Origin of the sequence: Streptomyces sp. NPDC005728 (assembly GCF_040630895.1) — a bacterium.
Taxonomy (GTDB): Bacteria; Actinomycetota; Actinomycetes; order Streptomycetales; family Streptomycetaceae; genus Streptomyces.
Genome location: NZ_JBEXYL010000039.1, coordinates 1 through 16,527, shown reverse-complemented (window position 1 = coordinate 16,527; position 16,527 = coordinate 1). Strand labels below are relative to the sequence as shown.

Sequence of the window (16,527 nt, the reverse complement as noted above, 5' to 3'; positions counted from 1 at the left end):
CGCTTGCACCGCAGGCTCGGACAGCCCGCCCGACCTGTGTCAGCTTGGAGATGTCCTGTCTGTCTGGCATGGGTCGCGGCTTAAGAGGAGAGCCGGCCCGCCCGATCGGCAGGCGTTGCGTGTAGTGAGAGCGATCGCATGTCCTCGCTTGTGGGCGGCACTCGGCGAGCGGATGACGCGGCAATGTCGATGAGAACCATCAGCCTGCGGGCCGGCCTGTCCTTCGCGTCGGGCTGTACGGGCGCGGTCGACGTCGAGATGTTCAGTCGAGAACTGCGAGGTGATCGGCGGCGCCACCGCGCCACTCGATCATGAAGAGGGTGGCATCGTCGCTGGTGCGCCCGCCTCGTTCCCTCTTCAACGTGTGGGAGAGCCGGCGCAGGTCCGCCCGCATCCCTTCTGACGGCGCTTCCCCGAGGCGGTTGACGCAGGCGATGAGGCGTTCCTCGCCGAATGGCTCCCCACCGGCGACGTGTTCTTCGATGATGCCGTCGGTGTAGCACAGCACTCGGTCGCCCTGCTGGAGCGTGTGTTCTTTGACCCGGGGCAGTTCACCACCGAAGCCGACGGGCAGCGTTGTCGCGCTCTCCAGCTGCCGCACGACCCGGCCCTCGCGGATCAGCAGCGGCGCGGGGTGGCCCGCGTTGACCAGCTCCATCTCCCCGGTGGCGATGTTCAGGTGCATCAACTGTGCCGTGACGAAGTGGTCGGGCCCGAACTGCTGGGAGATGGCGTCGTCCATGAAGACGTACTTCTCGGCCAGGCTGATGAACACGCGCCGGGCATGACGGTAGGCACCGATGGCGACGGTCGCCATGACGGCAGCGTCCAAGCCATGGCCCATCGCATCGATCAGGGCCATGTGCAGTACGTTGTCGTTGAGGGCGTAATCGAAGCTGTCACCGGCGACACGGTAGGCGGGCTCCAGATTGCCGGCAACGACGACCTGCGGCAAGGACATCGTGAGAGGCGGCAGCAGGCTCCACTGGATCTCCGCGGACACGCTCATCGGCTCCCTGCGCCGGGCCAGGAAGAACTGGTCGGTGTAGGCGTTCTTGGTGATCAGCATGTCGGCGACCAGGCCGGCCAGCCGGCGCAGCAGGCGCCGGTCGTCGTCGCCGACGGTATCCAGGGTCAGAGCCATCACACCCACCTGATCGCTGCCGTCCAGCAGCGGCAGATACATCCGGACGCCGACGTCGGCCTGCGGTACCTCGACGATCTGCGCCCGCAGGAAGGCCCGGCCGGCGGGGGAGTCGGCCACCGGCTGAGGCTGGCTGACGTGCAGTTTCCTGCCCGGTAGCGGCACCAGCAGCTCCTGCGCGTAGTCCTGGAGCAGGATGGAGACGTCACGGCCGCCGATCCTGGCCACCTCCTCCGCGATCAGCGGGGCGATCAGCTGCGGCGGCATCTGCTGCGCCCTGTCCAGCAGCAAGCCGAGCAGCCGCTCACCGAAACCCTCCGGCTGCTCCACACTCTTCTCGCCCATGGCCCGTTCCGCCACCACCCTCCCGCCACCTACGCCTGTCGCTGCCTTGGCACAACGTGACCTGCTCAAGCCACCGGGGCGGCTCATTACGCCATGCGCGGCATGTCACCCCACGGCGTATGCACTGTCGGACCTCCTTGCCCGGGCAACGCCTCGCCCGACGACCTCGTGCGCGGCTGGCCGTGGCTCGGGGCTCTGGTAGCTCGTTGAACTGTGCATGGCCGGTGGCCGGCGCGAAAGCCGATCGTGGCGGAGTACCGGGTCACGGAGTGGTCGCCGGATATGATCGGTGAACTCATCACTGAGCTGGGGCTGCTGTGGCACGAGCAGCATCAGGCCCGGCTCGCAGCTCGGCCACGGCGGCGGGCTGAAGGAGCGGGGGCCATGCACAAGCTCCTCTTCGGTGACCGACTGCTGGGCCGCAGGTGGTACCGCGCTGCGCCGGTCCCTGCTCGCCCGTAAAGGCGCCGCCGTACTCCGTCTGCGTGACGGACGCGCGATGGGCGGCACCGTGCTGAGGCACGTACAGAGGCAACTCGACCTCGAGGAAGTGCGCCTGTCCCGCCCTCGGGCAGCCGGGTGACCCGTCCCCCGTACACCCACCACTGCGACGGGCCCGGAGTGGGACCGAGTCACCGGAGGCCGCGTCATGAGAGCCGCGTGAACGGAGACAGTGGTGGATGTAGCGACCGCGTGCGGGTGGCTGGGGCCCGACCGGTTCGAAGTCCCGGGCGTTGCCTGGTGGAACGGCCACGCGACGCCGGATCGGGACGGCCTGCCCGTGCGCCGTCCTGAACGGCTGGATGCGAAGGGCGGACAAGGAGGGGACACGGCGGGGTAGCGCCATGTGTGCTGCATCTTGTACGAGAGCGTCCCCCGGCGTCCGGGTCGTCCTGGCGGCAGCGCCGCGTCCGGCAGGGCTCGCCATCCGGTGGGCCTGCAGCGGCAGCTCACCCGGCCTCCGCCGATAGCCCGGTGACGTCCCTGTTCCGTAAGGGTTCACAGCTTCCGGAGCGGCCTCGTGCCGAGTGGGATGGAGGGCATGAAACTGCGTGTCTCTCCGCCGGTGTTCCAGGGCAGGCTGCATGACGCCCGCACGGCGACCTCGATCGGCCGGTGGCTGGGGTTGGCGTTCTTCGTCTGCTTCGTCACCGGTCTGATCAGCCACTTCATGCAACATCCGCCGAGCTGGCTGGCCAATGACATCCCGAGCCGTCCGGCATGGGGCTACCGAGTCACCCAGGGCTTGCATGTCGCGTCCGGCATCGCGGCGATTCCGTTGCTGCTGGCCAAGCTGTGGACGGTGTATCCACGGTTGTTCGAGTGGCCGCCGTTGCGGTCGGTCCGGCACGCGCTGGAGCGGCTGTCGATCGCGGTGCTGGTCGCCGGGGCCGTATTCGAGCTGGCGACCGGTCTGCTGAACACGGTCCAGTGGTACCCGTGGCCGTTCTCGTTCGTGCCGGTGCACTACGCGGTGGCGTGGCTGGTGGTCGGAGCGCTGGTCCTGCACTTCGCGGTCAAGGCCCCGGAGATACGGGCGCATTGGAGCCGGCGGTCGCCCGGGACTCTCGCCCTGCCCGTGCAGGACGGCGCCGACCGTCGGTCGCTGCTCGCCGCGGTGGGCGCGGCAGTCGGGGCCGTCACGCTGACCACGGTCGGTCAGTCCGTCACTCCTCTCGGGGACTTCATCCTGTTCGCGCCCCGCCATCCGGACAAGGGCCCGCAGGCCCTGCCCGTCAACCGGACCGCCGCAGCGGCCGGAGTCGGCCGGATCGCCGACGAGGAGTACCGGCTGGTGGTGGCCGGCCCGCGGCCGTACACGCTGACGCTGGACGAGCTGCGTGCTCTGCCCCAGCACGAGGTGGAGCTGCCGATCGCCTGCGTCGAGGGCTGGAGCAAGTCGGCGCACTGGACCGGGGTGCGGGTCGTGGACCTGCTGGAGCGGGCGGGCGCGCCGCCGCATGTGCGGGTGCGGGTGGTGTCGTTGCAACTGCGCGGTGGCTACCGGGTGTCGGAGATGGGGCACGAACACGCGCGGGACCCGCTGACCCTGCTCGCCCTGCGTCTGAACGGAGAGGAACTCGACCCCGACCACGGCTTTCCGGCACGGCTCATCGCCCCCAACCGTCCCGGCGTGCTGCAGACCAAGTGGGTGGGCCGGCTGGAGGTACTCGCATGAAGGTGACACGTCTCCTCGCGGGTGTGGCCGGCGTGGCGCTCATGGGTGTCGGCGCCTCCCTGCTGATCGACGTCCCAGACCTGACCGGCGTGCTGGTCTGGCTGGGCGGGGCCGTGGTGCTGCACGACGCGTTGATCGCGCCGCTGGTGCTGCTGGCCGGGCTGGTTCTGGTGCGTGGCGGGATGCGCGGGCCGGTCCGCGGGGCGCTGCTGGTCGCGGGTGCGCTGACCTTGGTGGCGGCGCCGGTGCTGCTGCGCCCGGGGACGCGCGCCAACTCCTCGGTGCTGCCGCTGGATTATCCCCGCAACTGGCTGATCGCAGTGGTGGCCGTGGCCACGGTGACGGCCCTCTTGGTTGCCGTGCGGGGTTTCGCCCGCAGCCGGCGGCCACCGTCGTAAGGACCGCGGCACGTCCCGAACTCCGCCGTCTTACGGATGTCTTGCGCGCACCCGGCAGGGACGCTGGGGGCCGGGGCGGCCTCCTACGGCGACCGGATGCGACGCTTCGGTGTCCTTCGGACGACCGCATGGGTGCCCCGCCATCGACTGCTGCCCCGTCCACAACAGCGCCGGAACGTCGTCCTGCGTACGCCCGACGACGTTCCACCACCTCTTGCACTGCGCCGCTGTTTCTGCAGGTCAACAACCTGCAGAGGCGTCGTAGATCGCTCCGGGAGCGGCACGTTCCCGGTGGGGGCGGGCACCCAGCGGTACCCGCCCCCGATCCTTGTGTCAGGTGGGTCAGGCGATGGCAGGCCGCGGCTCGGTGACGGGCACCTGCAAGCGACCGGTGGCGTGCAGCCCGTAAAGGGCGGCCGCGCAGGCGAGGCCGAGCACGGTCAGGGAGATCCACGGCAGTGCGGGCATCCCGGAGGCACGGGCCGAGTCGAGTGCGACCCCGGTGAGCAGGTTCCCGACGGTGATGCCGATGCCGCAGACGGTGTTGTACAGACCGTAGTGGGTGGCGACGAGCCGGTCACCGGAGAGTCGGACGATGGTGTCCATCTCGAAGGGGTAGGCGATCATCGTGCCCACGGCCAGGAGCAGAGCGGCGAGAGTCGGCGGTACCGTGGCGAGAAGCCGCAGCCCCATGCCGGACTCGGGTACGCGTACGGCGGTCGCGAACAGCAGCGGCACGAACGCGAGGCTCATCGCTGCCAGGCCCCTCACGAGTGCCTGGCCGGGCTCGTAGCGAGCCTTGCACCAGGCGGTCACCCTGGTCTGGCCCAGGATGGTGCTCAGTCCGGACACCGCGAAGAGCACTGCCACGGCGGCGGTCCCGAACTCCCCTTCGCCGCCCAGCCGGCGCACTTCCAACGGCAGGGCCAGGTAGACCTGGAAGGTCAGCACGTACGAGCCGATCATGGCTGCCGAGAAGAGCAGGAACGGCCGGTTGGCGAGGATGCCCCGCCACTGGGTGAGCACGCCCTCGCGATCCCCGCCGCGTTCCTCCCCGGTGCCCTTGCGCCGGGCGGGCAACGCGCGGATCTGCACGAGGCTGAGCAGGGCGAAGATCCCGGCCGCCACCAGGCAGGTGACACGGAAGTTCACCCCGGTCAGCACCATCCCCACCAGCGGGCCAAGCAGTATCCCTGCCTGGTAGAAGACGTTGAACAGCGCGAACGCCTCGACCCTGCGCTCCCCGGCGTCCGCGGCGAGATAGGCCCGTACCGCCGGATTGAACAGTGCGCCGGCCAGTCCCGTCGCCGCTGACGCTGCGAGCAGCGCGGGCAGCGAGTCCACCAGCCCGAGGCTCGCGAAGCCGAGAGTGCGCAGAACGCACCCGGCCACGATCACCGGTTTGTAGCCGAGCCGGTCGGCCAGCGTTCCGCCGGCCAGGAACATGCCCTGCTGGCTGAAGTTGCGCACGCCGAGGACGAGTCCGACGACCCAACCGGCCAGGCCAAGGGTGCCGGAGAGGTGGGCGGCCAGATACGGCATCAGCATGAAGAAGCCGAGATTGATGGTGAACTGATTCACCATCAGCAACTGGACGCTTCGCTCGTACGAACGCACCTGCTTGTACAGCCCCGTCACCGGACCCCCTCCGTCGAGTCGGACCCCGTGCCGGCGACGTCCCCGAGGTTCTCGTCGGACTCCTCCTTCGACACGTCCTGGAGCGTGAGGGGATCGACCACGGTTGAGCACCGGGTCCAGCATGCGACCTCCTTCTCGTCCTGGCGGCCGATCTCCTCCGGTTCCACAGCCGGAGGAGAGTCCAGCAGACCGTGGGCGGCGCAGTAGTCGTCGTCATACACCGTGCCCAGGTAACGCAGCGGTCCGTCGGGGAAGATCGCCGCGATACGGGCTTCGCACGGCATGGTCCGGGCGAGCCAGCCGGCCACCAGAGCCACGGCGCCCACGCTCCAGCCGCCGGTGGCGTAGTGCGAGGCGGCCAGTTGGCGGCAGGTCCACACCGCTTCGGCGGGGGTCACCCAGTGCACCTCGGAGAAGTTCCCGTAGGCGACGTTGCGGGGATAGATGCTGGAGCCGAGGCCGCGCATCAGCCGGGGCCGCGCGGGCTGGCCGAAGATCGTCGAGCCGATCGTGTCCACCCCGACGAGCGTCAGCTCCGGGTAGAGCTGCCGCAGGATGCGGGAGACGCCCGCGGAGTGGCCGCCGGTGCCGACGCTGCACACCAGTACGTCGATGTGGCTCAGCTCGGAGGCGAGTTCTAGGGCCAGCGGGGTGTAGGCGGCGACGTTGTCGGGGTTGCTGTACTGGTCCGGGCACCAGGAGCCCGGGTGCCGCTCCAGCAGCCGCTGCACGCGTTCGCGGCGAGCCTGCTGCCAACCGCCCGTCGGGTGGGGCTCGGAGACGACGTTGACCTGGGCGCCGTACGCGGTCAGCAGCCGGGTCATGGCCGCCTCCATGCCCGGGTCAGTGACCAGGGTGACCGGGTGGCCGTGCACCATGCCGGCCAGGGCGAGCCCCAGGCCCAGGGTGCCGCTGGTGGATTCGATGATCCGTCCGCCGGGCCGCAGATCGCCGCGGGCCCGGGCGCGCTCGACCATGTGGAGTCCCGGACGGTCCTTGATGCCGCCGGGGTTGAAGCCCTCAAGTTTGGCCCAGAAGCCGCGGCCTGTCGGGGCCAGCGGCTCCGACACGCGCAGCAGCGGCGTGTTCCCGATCAGTGCCGACAGGGTGGACTGGCCGGAAGTGAGGGCGGTCTTCGTCAATGACTGCATGCTTTCGCTCTCGCTCGATGAATCAGGTGGGGGTTCATCGGGCGCGTCCACGACGACCGGGCGGATCGCTGATTCGTCCGTACTCGGCGTCGACAGGACGCGGCAGCCTGCGATGCCGGCTGCGGGCGAGAGGTCTAGATACGCCACCGAGACGTACGCACGAGCGCCGCCCGGCCGCTGCGTGGTCGTTGCCGTCGGCGTGTCCCAGAGAGCGCTCGCGGGTGTCCCAGGGCCACTGCTGCGGCAGCGGCTGCTGCCGGCGGCTTCGTATCGGCGAGTGGCTGCTCCGGCTCTTGGGGCGCCGTGCGGATGACCGCGTCCGGCGGACAGTCATGGGCGGTGTGCGGTGCGTGCTGCTCGGCGCCGCCCGGCATCGCCGTCGATGCCGTGACTGCTGCAGGCATTGCCCCGTGTGCTTCCTCGGTTTCCGCGTGGCTGACGGAGCACAGGACGGTCACCAGCAGCAGGACACCCTGGATCAGGGTGACGAGTCGGCGCGGCCAGGGCGAGCCGGATGGAGTGCACGGGACGCGCAGCGGCGTGCGGAAATGAAGCAGCACAGGACCTCCGTGCGACCGCCTCCCGCCGGCTGGGAAGGGAGGGAAGCGGCGAGCATGGGTGGTGAGGAACGGACGGTGTCGACGAGCCGCATCAGGAGGCACGTCACGTCGGACACCCGCCCCTGGTCTCGTCGCGCAGGACACCCGCGAGCCGGTCCTGCGTGCAGTCCGGCATGGACGGCTGCGGTGGCGGAACGGCCGGGCGGGAGGACCCTGCGGCTGCTACACCTGCTGGACCACGGCCGCTCTCATGGCCACCGCAGACGCCGTGTGGAGTGCGGCGCCGGTTGGCCCCGGCTGCACCGATGAACGAACCGAAGTGACCGGTTCGCGAACTGATACGGCAAGGCAGGGAGACGCCACGGATGCCCCCTGCTGCGGCTGACCGGAGGCGCAGTGCTCGGAGGGGTGCGACGGGCCGTGCCCGTCGTCCTCCCCGTCCAACGCCACGGCCAGGAACGGCGCACGTTCGTCGGCGGCGCGATACCGGGTCTCGGCCGGGTCCGTCAGGGCGGCTGCGACACGGGTCGACAAGTGTCCTTTGACGCCCTCGACATGTATGCCATGGGCGAAGAGGACTCCGAGCAGAAGTACGGCAAGGACCACGACGCGCGGCAGCGCCGCGGAAACGCGCGCCCTTGCCATGCGTCGGTGCGACCAGACCGTAATCATGCCGTGATTCTAACTGCTCGGCGACCTGGCCGAGGTCTGCGTCGACGGCGACCCGGTACGGCTGCGACAGATCGTCACCAACCAGCTCACGAACGCCCTGAAGTTCGTACCTAGGAGCGGTACGGTCACCCTCACACTTCGCCAGGACAAGGACTGGGTGGATCTCCGCGTGACTGATACGGGCCCCGGTATCCCCCCGATGCATGGTCCGCGGCGCCCGCGGTTGGTCCCGCCAGTTGGGTTGTGCTGGTAGGCCGCCGTCGGTAATCGGTCACGCTCGATCGTCCCCGCCCGAGCGGGGAAGGGCTCACTGCGGGTCGGGCGCGAGGAAGGGCGCGAGGGCTCCCAGAGCCTGGAGAGCCTGGTCTGCGGTAGGTGTGCCAGCGGGATCGAGCAGCCATTGGAGCATCAAACCCTCGCTCAAGGCGACGAGTATGGAAGCCATGACCTCGGCGGGCACCGGGAGGGCCAGGCCGGCTTCGGCACGGGACCAGGTGATCAGTGCTGCGCCGGACTGGCGGGTCTCGGCCAGGTGAACGGCGAGTTGAGTGCGAAGTGCGGCCGAGCGCAGGGCAGGTGGGAAGGCTTCGACACAGCCGATGATGGCCGGGCGCATCTCGCCGAAGGCATCGATCACCGCGGTGAGCGCGAGTTTCAGCTGGTCTCGTGGGCTGGCCGCCGGCGCTGCGGAAACTGCCTGCCCCACCCGTCGGGTCCAGGTCCGGAAACATTCGGCCGGCGCGGCATTGAGCAGCGCAGCCCGTTCCAGGTCGTCCGGCCGCTCGGCACACGGATCGGGCTTACCTTCGTCACCTCGACGACGTGCACGGATCTCGCTGGATCTTCGGCATGCGTGCCCACGTGCGCCCCCGGAGTGAACATCGCCTCCAGAAACCGGCTCTCCTCGGGGCCTGCGGTCAACGCCCATCTGCTGTGTATCCCCTGGCCGAACGGCATGGGCCCCACTGACAGAGCCCGAAGTCCCGCCATCCCCGGCACTGCTCTCGGTTCACGAGTGGCCATCAGGGCGATGCAGGGGAGGGTGTTTCGGGGCACGGGAGCGAACGCCCGGGAGGAGCAAAAGACGATGCGGTGATCTGCCGCCTGGAGCCGCTGAATCGCTCTTGGCGGGCAACAGCGCCAGCCCACAACCCACGACGTGGGGCAGTCGGAGACCTGCCGGACGATCACACGCATGACGTCCGAGAACGGGCCTGCGTTAATCGCTGGTGTGCGGCCCGGTGACACTTGTACGTTGGCATCGCGACCGCGCCTCCGATGCGCTCGGCTGCGGCTACTTCCTTCTGACAACCAAGTGACGCCGCCGCCCCTTTTGATCTCGGCAGGCGCGGGCGCCTTCGCCCCGTCGGGCCTCTTGGCCGGGGCCGTCCAATCCTTTGAATCCGGGGGGATTCGCTGCCTCGTTACACCCCACGCGTCTCCAAGATCTGGTCCGAGATGCTCGTGGCCCCGCACGTCTCGGCGGCCGCCCGCTCCCTGCCCCCACCACGGCTCCAACACGGGTCCGTCAGGCCGGACTTCTGCACCTACCAGGGCGGCCCGGCCTTCGTCCGGGAGCCCCGCGAGGAGCTCTTCCTCCTTGCAGTCGGCAACTTCGTCTCCCAGCAGACCTTTTACGAGAGCGGTGAGGAGCGGGACGACCGGTACGCACGTCTCGTCGGTGAACTCGCTCTCCAGGACCCCGTGTGGACGGCCGGCCTGCTGCGCTGGCTGCGCGGCGAGGGCAACATGCGCACGGCGTCCCTGGTGGGCGCTGCCGCGTACGTGCAGGCCCGGCTTGAGGCCGGGGAGTCCGGAGGCCCGTCCAACCGGTCCGTGATCGACTCGGTGCTCCAGCGCGCCGACGAGCCCGGCGAACTGCTCGCCTACTGGATCTCGGTGCACGGGCGAAACGTGCCGCAGCCCGTGAAGCGGGGCATCGCCGACGGCGTACGCCGGCTGTACACGTCCCGGTCCCTGCTCAAGTACGACACCGCGTCCAAGGGCCTCCGCTTCGGCGACGTGCTCAACCTGGTGCACGCCTCACCCGACCCGGACAAGCCCTGGCAGGGTGCACTCTTCCGGTACGCCCTAGACCGCCGCTACCACCCGCAACAGGCGCTTCCGCCGGCCTCCGACCACCTGCTGACCGCCCACCGGGCGCTGATGGAGTCGGCTGCGGACGAGCGGCACACGGTGGTGACCGGGCCGGGCGGCTCCGAGCTGCTGGCCGCGGCAGGCATGACGTGGGAGGCCCTGGCGGGCTGGCTCCACGGACCGATGGACGCCGCTGTCTGGGAAGCAGTGATCCCCACGATGGCGCCGATGGCGCTCCTGCGGAACCTACGGAACTTCGACGAGACGGGGGTCTCGGACGAAGTCGCGGCCCGGGTCGCCGCACAGCTCTCGGACGCCTCCGAAGTCGCCCGGTCCCGGCAGTTCCCCTTCCGCTATCTGGCCGCCCACCAGCACGCGCCGTCGCAGCGCTGGGCGGCCGCGCTGGAACGGGCACTGGGCCACTCCCTGGCCAACGTACCGCCCTTGCCCGGCCGGACTCTGATCCTGGTGGACCGGTCCGACTCCATGTTCTGGGACGCCGTCTCCGAGCGGTCCAAGCTGACTCGGGCGGACGCAGCGGCCGTGTTCGGCACCGCGTTGGCCATGCGTGCCGAGCAGGCGGATCTGGTGGAGTTCGGCTGGAGCAGCGCGGAGGTGCCGTTCGAGCCGGGCGAGCCGGTGCTCGAGGTGCTGAAACGGTTCCACAGTCTCGGAGGCACTCACACCACGAAGGCGGTGCGGACCCATTACCGTGAGCACAACCGGGTCCTGATCGTCACCGACGAGCAGGCCGCCCCCTACGGCCCCGGCGGGCCGGCCGAACCGGTCCCGGCCGACATCCCGGTCTACATCTGGAACCTGGCGGGGTACCGGCCCGCCCACAGCCCAACGGGCCCCCACCGGCACACCTTCGGCGGCCTCACGGACGCCGCGTTCCGGATGGTCGGCCTCATCGAGGCCAGCCGCGAGGCCGCTTGGCCGTGGACCGCAGAGCTGGCCTGATCCGTTCAGACACGGCCTAGCTGTATTGACGTTCGACAAGGAACCGTCTCCCGAAGACGGTCAGCCGGGCATTACGGTGGGGCACGAAGACCTCCGTGTGGTGCAGTCCTAGACAGCTCCACCACACCGAACGTCTTCGCCATGATCAAGACCCATGAATGTCAACAACGCTCGTGATCGATACACCTAGTTGGCCGCGTCGCCGACCGGCCGTGGCCGGCGTGTGCCGCCCACGGCCTGGGACATTTGGCTACCGAGTCAGTCCGGCTGGGGCTGGGGGCGGATCTGCTCAACGCGGTCACGCTTGGTGTACATGTCCCAGTAGTGCGCGGCGAGGTCGTCCGGGTCGACGAGCGGGCCGACCGTGTCGGGCATCGCCGTGGCGGCCAGCTCGCCCATCTCGCTGCCTGCGATGAAGGCCGCGACGGAGAGGGTACCGGCGTACGCGCCGATCTGGGCCAGTTCGCCGTTGAGGGAGTAAAGCCAGTTGCGAGCGGCCGACATGAGCGGGCCCACACCTCTCATGTGGGGCTGCGGTTCCACGGCGGTGTGACCGGTGGGTATCAGGAAGGCGCCGTTGCCGCGCCCGGTCCACTCCGGCGGCACGGCGCGGACCGCTTCGACGGGGGTGAGCAGCAGCAGCGGGCTGTCCTTCTCCAAGGTGGCCGCGTCCAGCTTCGTGGCCGGGGAGAAGCTCTGCTCGCCGCTGATCGGGCCGTACTCGATCACATCGATGCGGCCGAAGTGGTCGTGGATGCCTGCGATCAGGGCGGGCATCTCAGTGGGCCGGGACAGGTCGGCGGTGAAGCCGACTGTCTCGATACCTTCGGCGGTGAGCTGCTCGACGAGGGCGTCCAGGCGGTCCTTGCGGCGTGCGACCAGGGCGACGCGGAAGCCCTCGCGGGCGAATCGGCGGGCGACGGATGCGCCGAGGCCGGGACCGGCTCCGAAGATGGCGATCACTTTGGACATGGGAGCTCCTTCCAATTCCGTGAAGACCCCCACTGGATGATGGAAGGCAAACGGGCAGCCGGCCAAAGGGGCGTGTCTGAGCACGCTGGCTGGACCCACCCCCGATGGCCACTTCGGCAGCCATTTGAGCGAGCCCGAGTGGCTGAACCCGCAGGCTGAGCGGTGTGTCTGGGCAGGCGGGGGCGGTCGGCTCGGATGAGGGTGGTCGGTGTTGTTGCCGTCGAGGAGGAATCTTGAAGCGTCGTGTCGCCGCTGCCTTGGCCATTGCCGTCGCCGGGCTGATGCTGACCGCATTACCGGCCGCGGCTCGGGACAGCCAGGGCGGCATAGGGAGTGACGACTGGAACATCCCGCTGACCAACATCGGCCTGCTCTAGCCCCGAATCCAACCTCGGGGAACGGCCGACTGTCATGCTCAGCGTGGCCAACCAGCATGGAGAGCGGCGTCTCCACCCGCAGCTCGCAGGACCTGGCCCAGCTCTTCCAGGTCACCGACTAGCGTGTCGAGGACGTGCTCGCACCGAACTGGAACGTGGCCCCGACCAACGACGTGTGGGCCGTCCTCGAGCGTGGCCCTCGCGGCTCCGATGACGCCCCGGTGGGGCGTGAGCTGCGACCGCTGCGCTGGGGCCTGGTGCCGTCCTGGGTGAAGGACGTGAAGATCGGCACGTGGATGATCAACGCCAGGGTGGAGACCGTGCACGAGAAGCCGACCTTCCGCCGCGCGGTCGTCAAACGCCGCTGCCTGCTGCCGGCTGACGACTTCTACAGGCGCTCGCCGGTGTGTACGAGTACTGGCGCGACCCGGTCGTCGAGCAGGACGACGACCCGGCCGCGTGGCTGATGACCTGCACGATTATCCTCACCGAGGCCATCGACGCAGCCGGTCATGTGCACCCCTGCATACCCCTCGCGCTCACCGAGGACCACTACGAGGAGCGGCTCGACCCCGCACACCAAGATCCCGACGAACGGCGAAACCTGCTGACCCAGCCCGCGGGCGGGCACCTGGATGCCCGCCCGGCCGCCACGGCCGTCAACAACGTCCGCAACAAGGGCCCTCAACTCCTCGACGCGATCACGCCTTACTGGCTCTACTGATTCCCAATGGAGTTGCCAACCGGTTTCGGTGACAGTGTGTGAGCGTCTCAGCCGAGTGCGGCCTGGGGCGGTGGTGGGGTGGTCTCGAAGGTTCGACCGTCGCGTATCAGGGCCCACAGGACGTTCACACGGCGTCGCGCGAGCGCGATGATTGCCTGTCTGCGGCTCTTTCCCTCGGCTCTTTTGCGTTCGTAGAAGGCGTGGGAGACGGGGAAGGAACGTGCGGCGACCATGGCTGACATGTAGAAGACCCGCAGGAGGCGGCGGCTGTAGCGCCGAGGGCGGCGCATGTTGCCGCTGATGCGTCCGGAGTCCTTGGGGACGGGGGCCAGGCCGGCGACGCCGGCCAGGCGATCCGAGCTGCCGAAGACGCTCATGTCGCCGCCGGTGTGGGCGATGAACTCCGCTGCCAGGATGGGGCCGATGCCGGGCATGCTCAGGACGATCTCGGCGGCGAGGTGGTCATGAAACCGGCCCTCGATCAGGACATCGGTCTCGTCGATCTCCTCATCGAGGGCCATCACCTCCCTCGCCTGCTTTTCCACCATGACGGAGGCCAGCCTCTCGCCGGCGACGGCGGTGTGCTGGGCTTCGGCGGCCTCAACGGCCGTGGCAGTCACCTGGTTGTAGTTGCGGACCTTGCGGTTCTTCAGCCAGGTCGCGAGCCGGCTCTTACCGATCCTGCGGAGCTCGGCCGGGGTCTGGTAGCCGCTCATAAGGATCAGGGCGGCCTTGGAGGTGCTGTAGTCGAAGCCCGTTCCAGTTCGGGGAAGTACTCCAGCAGCTGGGCTCGCATCCGGTTGATCGTTCTGGTGCGGTCCGTAGCCAGGTCCAGGCGGCGCGACGTGAGGATGCGCAGGTCCACGGCGATGTCGTCGCTGCGGTCCATTGCTTCCAGGCCGCGGCGCATGCGGGCCTGAGCAGCGATGATGAAGGCGTCCTTGGCATCGCTCAGTGATGGAGATCGGACCGGCGTTCGTAGCGGATGCGGAGTCGTTTGAACTGATGGAGCCAGGCGAACGATCGCTCCACCACTCATCGAGTGCGGCCGAGCCCGGATCCGTGCGGGACTCCTCTGCGCGCGATGAGCGGCTTGACGCCCCACTGCCAGAGGAGGCGTCGGTACTTGTCGAAGTCGTAGCCGCGGTCGGCGTACAGCCTCTTGGGCCTGCGGCGGGGTCTGCCGCGTATGCCCCGGATCGGGGGTATGGCATCCAGCAGCGGAATCAGCTGGGTGACATCGTGGCGATTGCCGCTGGTCAACGAGATCGCGAGTGGGGTTCCATGGCGATCGACGATCAGGTGATGCTTGGAGCCGGGACGTCCTCGGTCGACCGGCGAGGGGCCGACTTGGTCCCCCCATTGAGGGCTCGGATGTGGGAGCCGTCGACGGCCGCAGCGTCCATGTCCAGCAGCCCGGTTTTGCGGAGCTCGGTCAGCAGTGCCGCGTGCAGTTGCGACCAGACGCCGGCCTCGGTCCAGTCGCGGAGCCGGCGCCAGGCGGTCACGCCGGAGCAGCCCACCACTGACGTGGGGACTTCTCTCCAGGCAACGCCCTTGCGGAGGACGTAGACGATTCCGGCCAGCGCCACGCGGTCAGGTACCCGGAGCCGACCCGCGTACCGGTGCCTGCGTTCGGGTGGCTTCGGCAGCAGTGGGGCTATGCGATCCCACAGATCATCGGGGACAAGCTCATCGGACACCCGGCGGACTCTCCTCGTCAGGGCCGCAGACATCCACACGACACGCCGGTCTCACACTGAAGCCCTGGCTTCGGCCACGCTGAACCACCCGGGCCGTACCTCGGCGAGCAGAGGCGTCAGTGACTCCACCGCGGTCCGCAAGTCCTGATCCGTCGGGTCATGAGGCTCAGGCAAGCTCCGCCCGTAGCAGCGCAGGCGCCAGAGATCGAAGATCTCAGTCCCGTCGGCCGCAAAATCCACGTCGATCTGTGTGCCGTTGTGGCTGGTGAAGCGGCAGCCTGCTCCGTGGACGCTGTAGCAGTAGGCGCCGATTTCACCGTTCCGGCTGATCCGGTGCGAACGGACCAGGCCGAGCACGTCCGCCAGCTGTTCAATCGAGGGGACCGCCACCCTCATGGCCTCACCAACAGCGTTGAGCGCATCGACGTAACCGATCACGAGGTCGTGCGCTGTCACCGCGTGCGGCCCTCTCGCAGCCGAAGCCTGTCCCATTCCGCGTCGCCCCCTCCACGCTCGAAGCGATTGTTCCACGGGGCCTCCGACATCTCCGTCGGTAGGCATTCTGAAACGATCAGTAAGACGCCGGAGACTTCACCTCAGACACCTCCTGTGTAGCCAAGGAGGCCTGGCGAGCCCTGGACGGCCGTGGGCGGACAGTGTTCGATGTAGGACGGTCCGCTCGACGGGGGAGGGTGAAACTGCCATGGCTGATGCGCCACCGCTTGTGCGGATTGTTGCTGCTGAGCTTGGAGAAGGCTTGGCAGGGATCATGGTGGGGATTGCAGCGGACGTACTGATCTTCTCCACTCTGGATGATCTGAGGCTCTCCGGCACCGCTGGGCGCGTTCAGATCGGCGGCATTGTCGTTCTGGCGCTACTCTGGGCGGTCAATCTTCTGGTGTACCGGCCGCGTCAGCTGCGTGCATTCAGCTCCGCTGTGGCGGTCGAAGACGCCTCGGTGCTGGAGCCGAACGAGGAACGGACTCGCCAACTGCGGCGAGGCTGCGTTCGCGTGGCGGCCTTCGTTTTCCTGGTGACGCTCGGAGGTGCGTACATCGCCCATTTGCCACTCCTTGGCCTGGGCTTTCAGCTGATACTGGGCCTCGGACTCCTTCACACCTGGTGGACTGCGATCTGGTGGGAACGTCGGCACGGCGTCCATCTATGGAAGCCGGCACTGTCTGCCGTAGGTCGCGAGAACTGGCGTGGCTCCCCGTACTATGTAACGTCGGCAAGGGCAAGGTCCGTCACGAACAACGGGTAGCACCATGCACTGAGTTGCCGGTGCGTGATGAGGCAGCCCAACTGTCAGTCCCCCCGGGTAGGTTCGGGTGTATGACGACGGGAGCGATCACGGAGGAGGCCGGGTATGCCCGGATCACCTACCGTGTGCGCCTGTCGAAGACGGCGTGGCGTGCGTGGGAAGCCGAGTGGGACCGGTGCCGGTGGATCTGGAACGAGTGCGTGGCCCGCTCGAAGAAGGCCCATACCGCGGGTGAGTAGGTCGGTCCGGCTGCGCTGGACCGGATGCTGACCCAGGCCCGGCGGGTAACCCCCTGGTTGAGGGACGGCTCGTCGGTACCTCAGCAGCAGCTCATACGCGA

At 68.7% G+C, this 16,527-nt stretch carries 12 protein-coding genes and 4 pseudogenes; 8 read left to right on the top strand and 8 right to left on the bottom strand.

Annotated elements, in window-relative coordinates; translation table 11 throughout:
• Nucleotides 1–262: 262 nt before the first annotated feature.
• A complete protein-coding gene (locus ABZ471_RS25220; RefSeq protein WP_359069169.1) occupies nucleotides 263–1,489 on the bottom strand; it encodes a PP2C family protein-serine/threonine phosphatase in 1,227 nt (408 codons plus the stop codon).
• A 1,033-nt stretch (nucleotides 1,490–2,522) separates the two neighbouring features.
• Between ABZ471_RS25220 and ABZ471_RS25215 the strand changes: the two genes are divergently transcribed.
• A complete protein-coding gene (locus ABZ471_RS25215; RefSeq protein WP_359069244.1) occupies nucleotides 2,523–3,668 on the top strand; it encodes a molybdopterin-dependent oxidoreductase in 1,146 nt (381 codons plus the stop codon).
• Nucleotides 3,665–4,066: a hypothetical protein gene (locus ABZ471_RS25210; RefSeq protein WP_359069167.1), complete on the top strand. Its 402-nt coding sequence runs from the start codon at nucleotides 3,665–3,667 to the stop codon at nucleotides 4,064–4,066. Before ABZ471_RS25215 ends, ABZ471_RS25210 begins: the two co-directional genes overlap by 4 nt.
• Before the next feature lie 342 nt (nucleotides 4,067–4,408).
• On the opposite strand, the gene ABZ471_RS25205 is transcribed toward ABZ471_RS25210, so the two are convergent.
• Together ABZ471_RS25205 and ABZ471_RS25200 are read right to left on the bottom strand one after the other, a co-directional pair.
• A complete protein-coding gene (locus ABZ471_RS25205) occupies nucleotides 4,409–5,704 on the bottom strand; it encodes an MFS transporter (RefSeq protein WP_359069166.1) in 1,296 nt (431 codons plus the stop codon).
• Entirely contained in the window at nucleotides 5,701–6,855 is a 1,155-nt protein-coding gene (locus ABZ471_RS25200) for a PLP-dependent cysteine synthase family protein (RefSeq protein WP_359069164.1), read from the bottom strand. The genes ABZ471_RS25205 and ABZ471_RS25200 overlap by 4 nt, the downstream gene beginning before the upstream one ends.
• Before the next feature lie 1,245 nt (nucleotides 6,856–8,100).
• Between ABZ471_RS25200 and ABZ471_RS25195 the strand changes: the two genes are divergently transcribed.
• Nucleotides 8,101–8,340: an ATP-binding protein gene (locus ABZ471_RS25195; protein WP_359069243.1), complete on the top strand. Its 240-nt coding sequence runs from the start codon at nucleotides 8,101–8,103 to the stop codon at nucleotides 8,338–8,340.
• Between the two features lie 54 nt (nucleotides 8,341–8,394).
• On the opposite strand, the gene ABZ471_RS25190 is transcribed toward ABZ471_RS25195, so the two are convergent.
• Nucleotides 8,395–8,793: a TetR family transcriptional regulator C-terminal domain-containing protein gene (locus tag ABZ471_RS25190; RefSeq protein WP_359069163.1), complete on the bottom strand. Its 399-nt coding sequence runs from the start codon at nucleotides 8,791–8,793 to the stop codon at nucleotides 8,395–8,397.
• Nucleotides 8,794–9,545: 752 nt separating this feature from the next.
• Here ABZ471_RS25190 and ABZ471_RS25185 point away from each other — a divergent pair.
• Nucleotides 9,546–11,147, top strand: a complete 1,602-nt coding sequence (locus ABZ471_RS25185; RefSeq protein ID WP_359069162.1) for a TROVE domain-containing protein — start codon at nucleotides 9,546–9,548, stop codon at nucleotides 11,145–11,147.
• 258 nt (nucleotides 11,148–11,405) lie between these two features.
• Here ABZ471_RS25185 and ABZ471_RS25180 read toward each other — a convergent pair whose 3' ends face one another.
• On the bottom strand, nucleotides 11,406–12,119 hold the full coding sequence (locus tag ABZ471_RS25180) for an SDR family NAD(P)-dependent oxidoreductase (RefSeq protein WP_359069160.1): 714 nt from the start codon (nucleotides 12,117–12,119) through the stop codon (nucleotides 11,406–11,408).
• Between the two features lie 233 nt (nucleotides 12,120–12,352).
• Between ABZ471_RS25180 and ABZ471_RS25175 the strand changes: the two genes are divergently transcribed.
• Together ABZ471_RS25175 and ABZ471_RS25170 are read left to right on the top strand one after the other, a co-directional pair.
• The gene (locus ABZ471_RS25175) at nucleotides 12,353–12,496 is read left to right on the top strand and encodes a hypothetical protein (protein WP_359069158.1); all 144 of its coding nucleotides are present in this window, start codon (nucleotides 12,353–12,355) and stop codon (nucleotides 12,494–12,496) included.
• Nucleotides 12,497–12,552: 56 nt separating this feature from the next.
• A pseudogene (locus ABZ471_RS25170) lies at nucleotides 12,553–13,220 on the top strand (SOS response-associated peptidase).
• A gap of 47 nt (nucleotides 13,221–13,267) precedes the next feature.
• Here the strand turns inward: ABZ471_RS25170 and ABZ471_RS25165 are convergent.
• The 3 genes and pseudogenes from ABZ471_RS25165 to ABZ471_RS25155 form a co-directional block, all read right to left on the bottom strand.
• A pseudogene (locus tag ABZ471_RS25165) lies at nucleotides 13,268–14,172 on the bottom strand (IS110 family transposase); the annotation flags it as partial.
• Nucleotides 14,172–14,923 (bottom strand): annotated as a pseudogene (locus ABZ471_RS25160) (IS5 family transposase). The pseudogenes ABZ471_RS25160 and ABZ471_RS25165, both read right to left, overlap by 1 nt.
• Before the next feature lie 51 nt (nucleotides 14,924–14,974).
• Nucleotides 14,975–15,379 carry a hypothetical protein gene (locus tag ABZ471_RS25155; RefSeq protein ID WP_359069157.1) on the bottom strand — a complete coding sequence of 135 codons (405 nt, stop codon included), beginning with the start codon at nucleotides 15,377–15,379 and terminating at the stop codon, nucleotides 14,975–14,977.
• 247 nt (nucleotides 15,380–15,626) lie between these two features.
• Between ABZ471_RS25155 and ABZ471_RS25150 the strand changes: the two genes are divergently transcribed.
• Both ABZ471_RS25150 and ABZ471_RS25145 read left to right on the top strand, forming a co-directional pair.
• Nucleotides 15,627–16,187, top strand: a complete 561-nt coding sequence (locus ABZ471_RS25150; protein WP_359069155.1) for a hypothetical protein — start codon at nucleotides 15,627–15,629, stop codon at nucleotides 16,185–16,187.
• A 71-nt stretch (nucleotides 16,188–16,258) separates the two neighbouring features.
• Nucleotides 16,259–16,527: pseudogene (locus ABZ471_RS25145) on the top strand (RNA-guided endonuclease TnpB family protein); the annotation flags it as partial.

Excerpts from the sequence above, each read along its gene's own strand:
- ABZ471_RS25220 (WP_359069169.1), bottom strand. The coding sequence starts at position 1,489 with ATGGGCGAGAAGAGTGTGGAGCAGCCGGAGGGTTTCGGTGAGCGGCTG.
- ABZ471_RS25215 (WP_359069244.1), top strand. The coding sequence starts at position 2,523 with ATGGAGGGCATGAAACTGCGTGTCTCTCCGCCGGTGTTCCAGGGCAGG.
- ABZ471_RS25210 (WP_359069167.1), top strand. The coding sequence starts at position 3,665 with ATGAAGGTGACACGTCTCCTCGCGGGTGTGGCCGGCGTGGCGCTCATG.
- ABZ471_RS25200 (WP_359069164.1), bottom strand. The coding sequence starts at position 6,855 with ATGCAGTCATTGACGAAGACCGCCCTCACTTCCGGCCAGTCCACCCTG.
- ABZ471_RS25185 (WP_359069162.1), top strand. The coding sequence starts at position 9,546 with ATGCTCGTGGCCCCGCACGTCTCGGCGGCCGCCCGCTCCCTGCCCCCA.
- ABZ471_RS25180 (WP_359069160.1), bottom strand. The coding sequence starts at position 12,119 with ATGTCCAAAGTGATCGCCATCTTCGGAGCCGGTCCCGGCCTCGGCGCA.
- ABZ471_RS25150 (WP_359069155.1), top strand. The coding sequence starts at position 15,627 with ATGGCTGATGCGCCACCGCTTGTGCGGATTGTTGCTGCTGAGCTTGGA.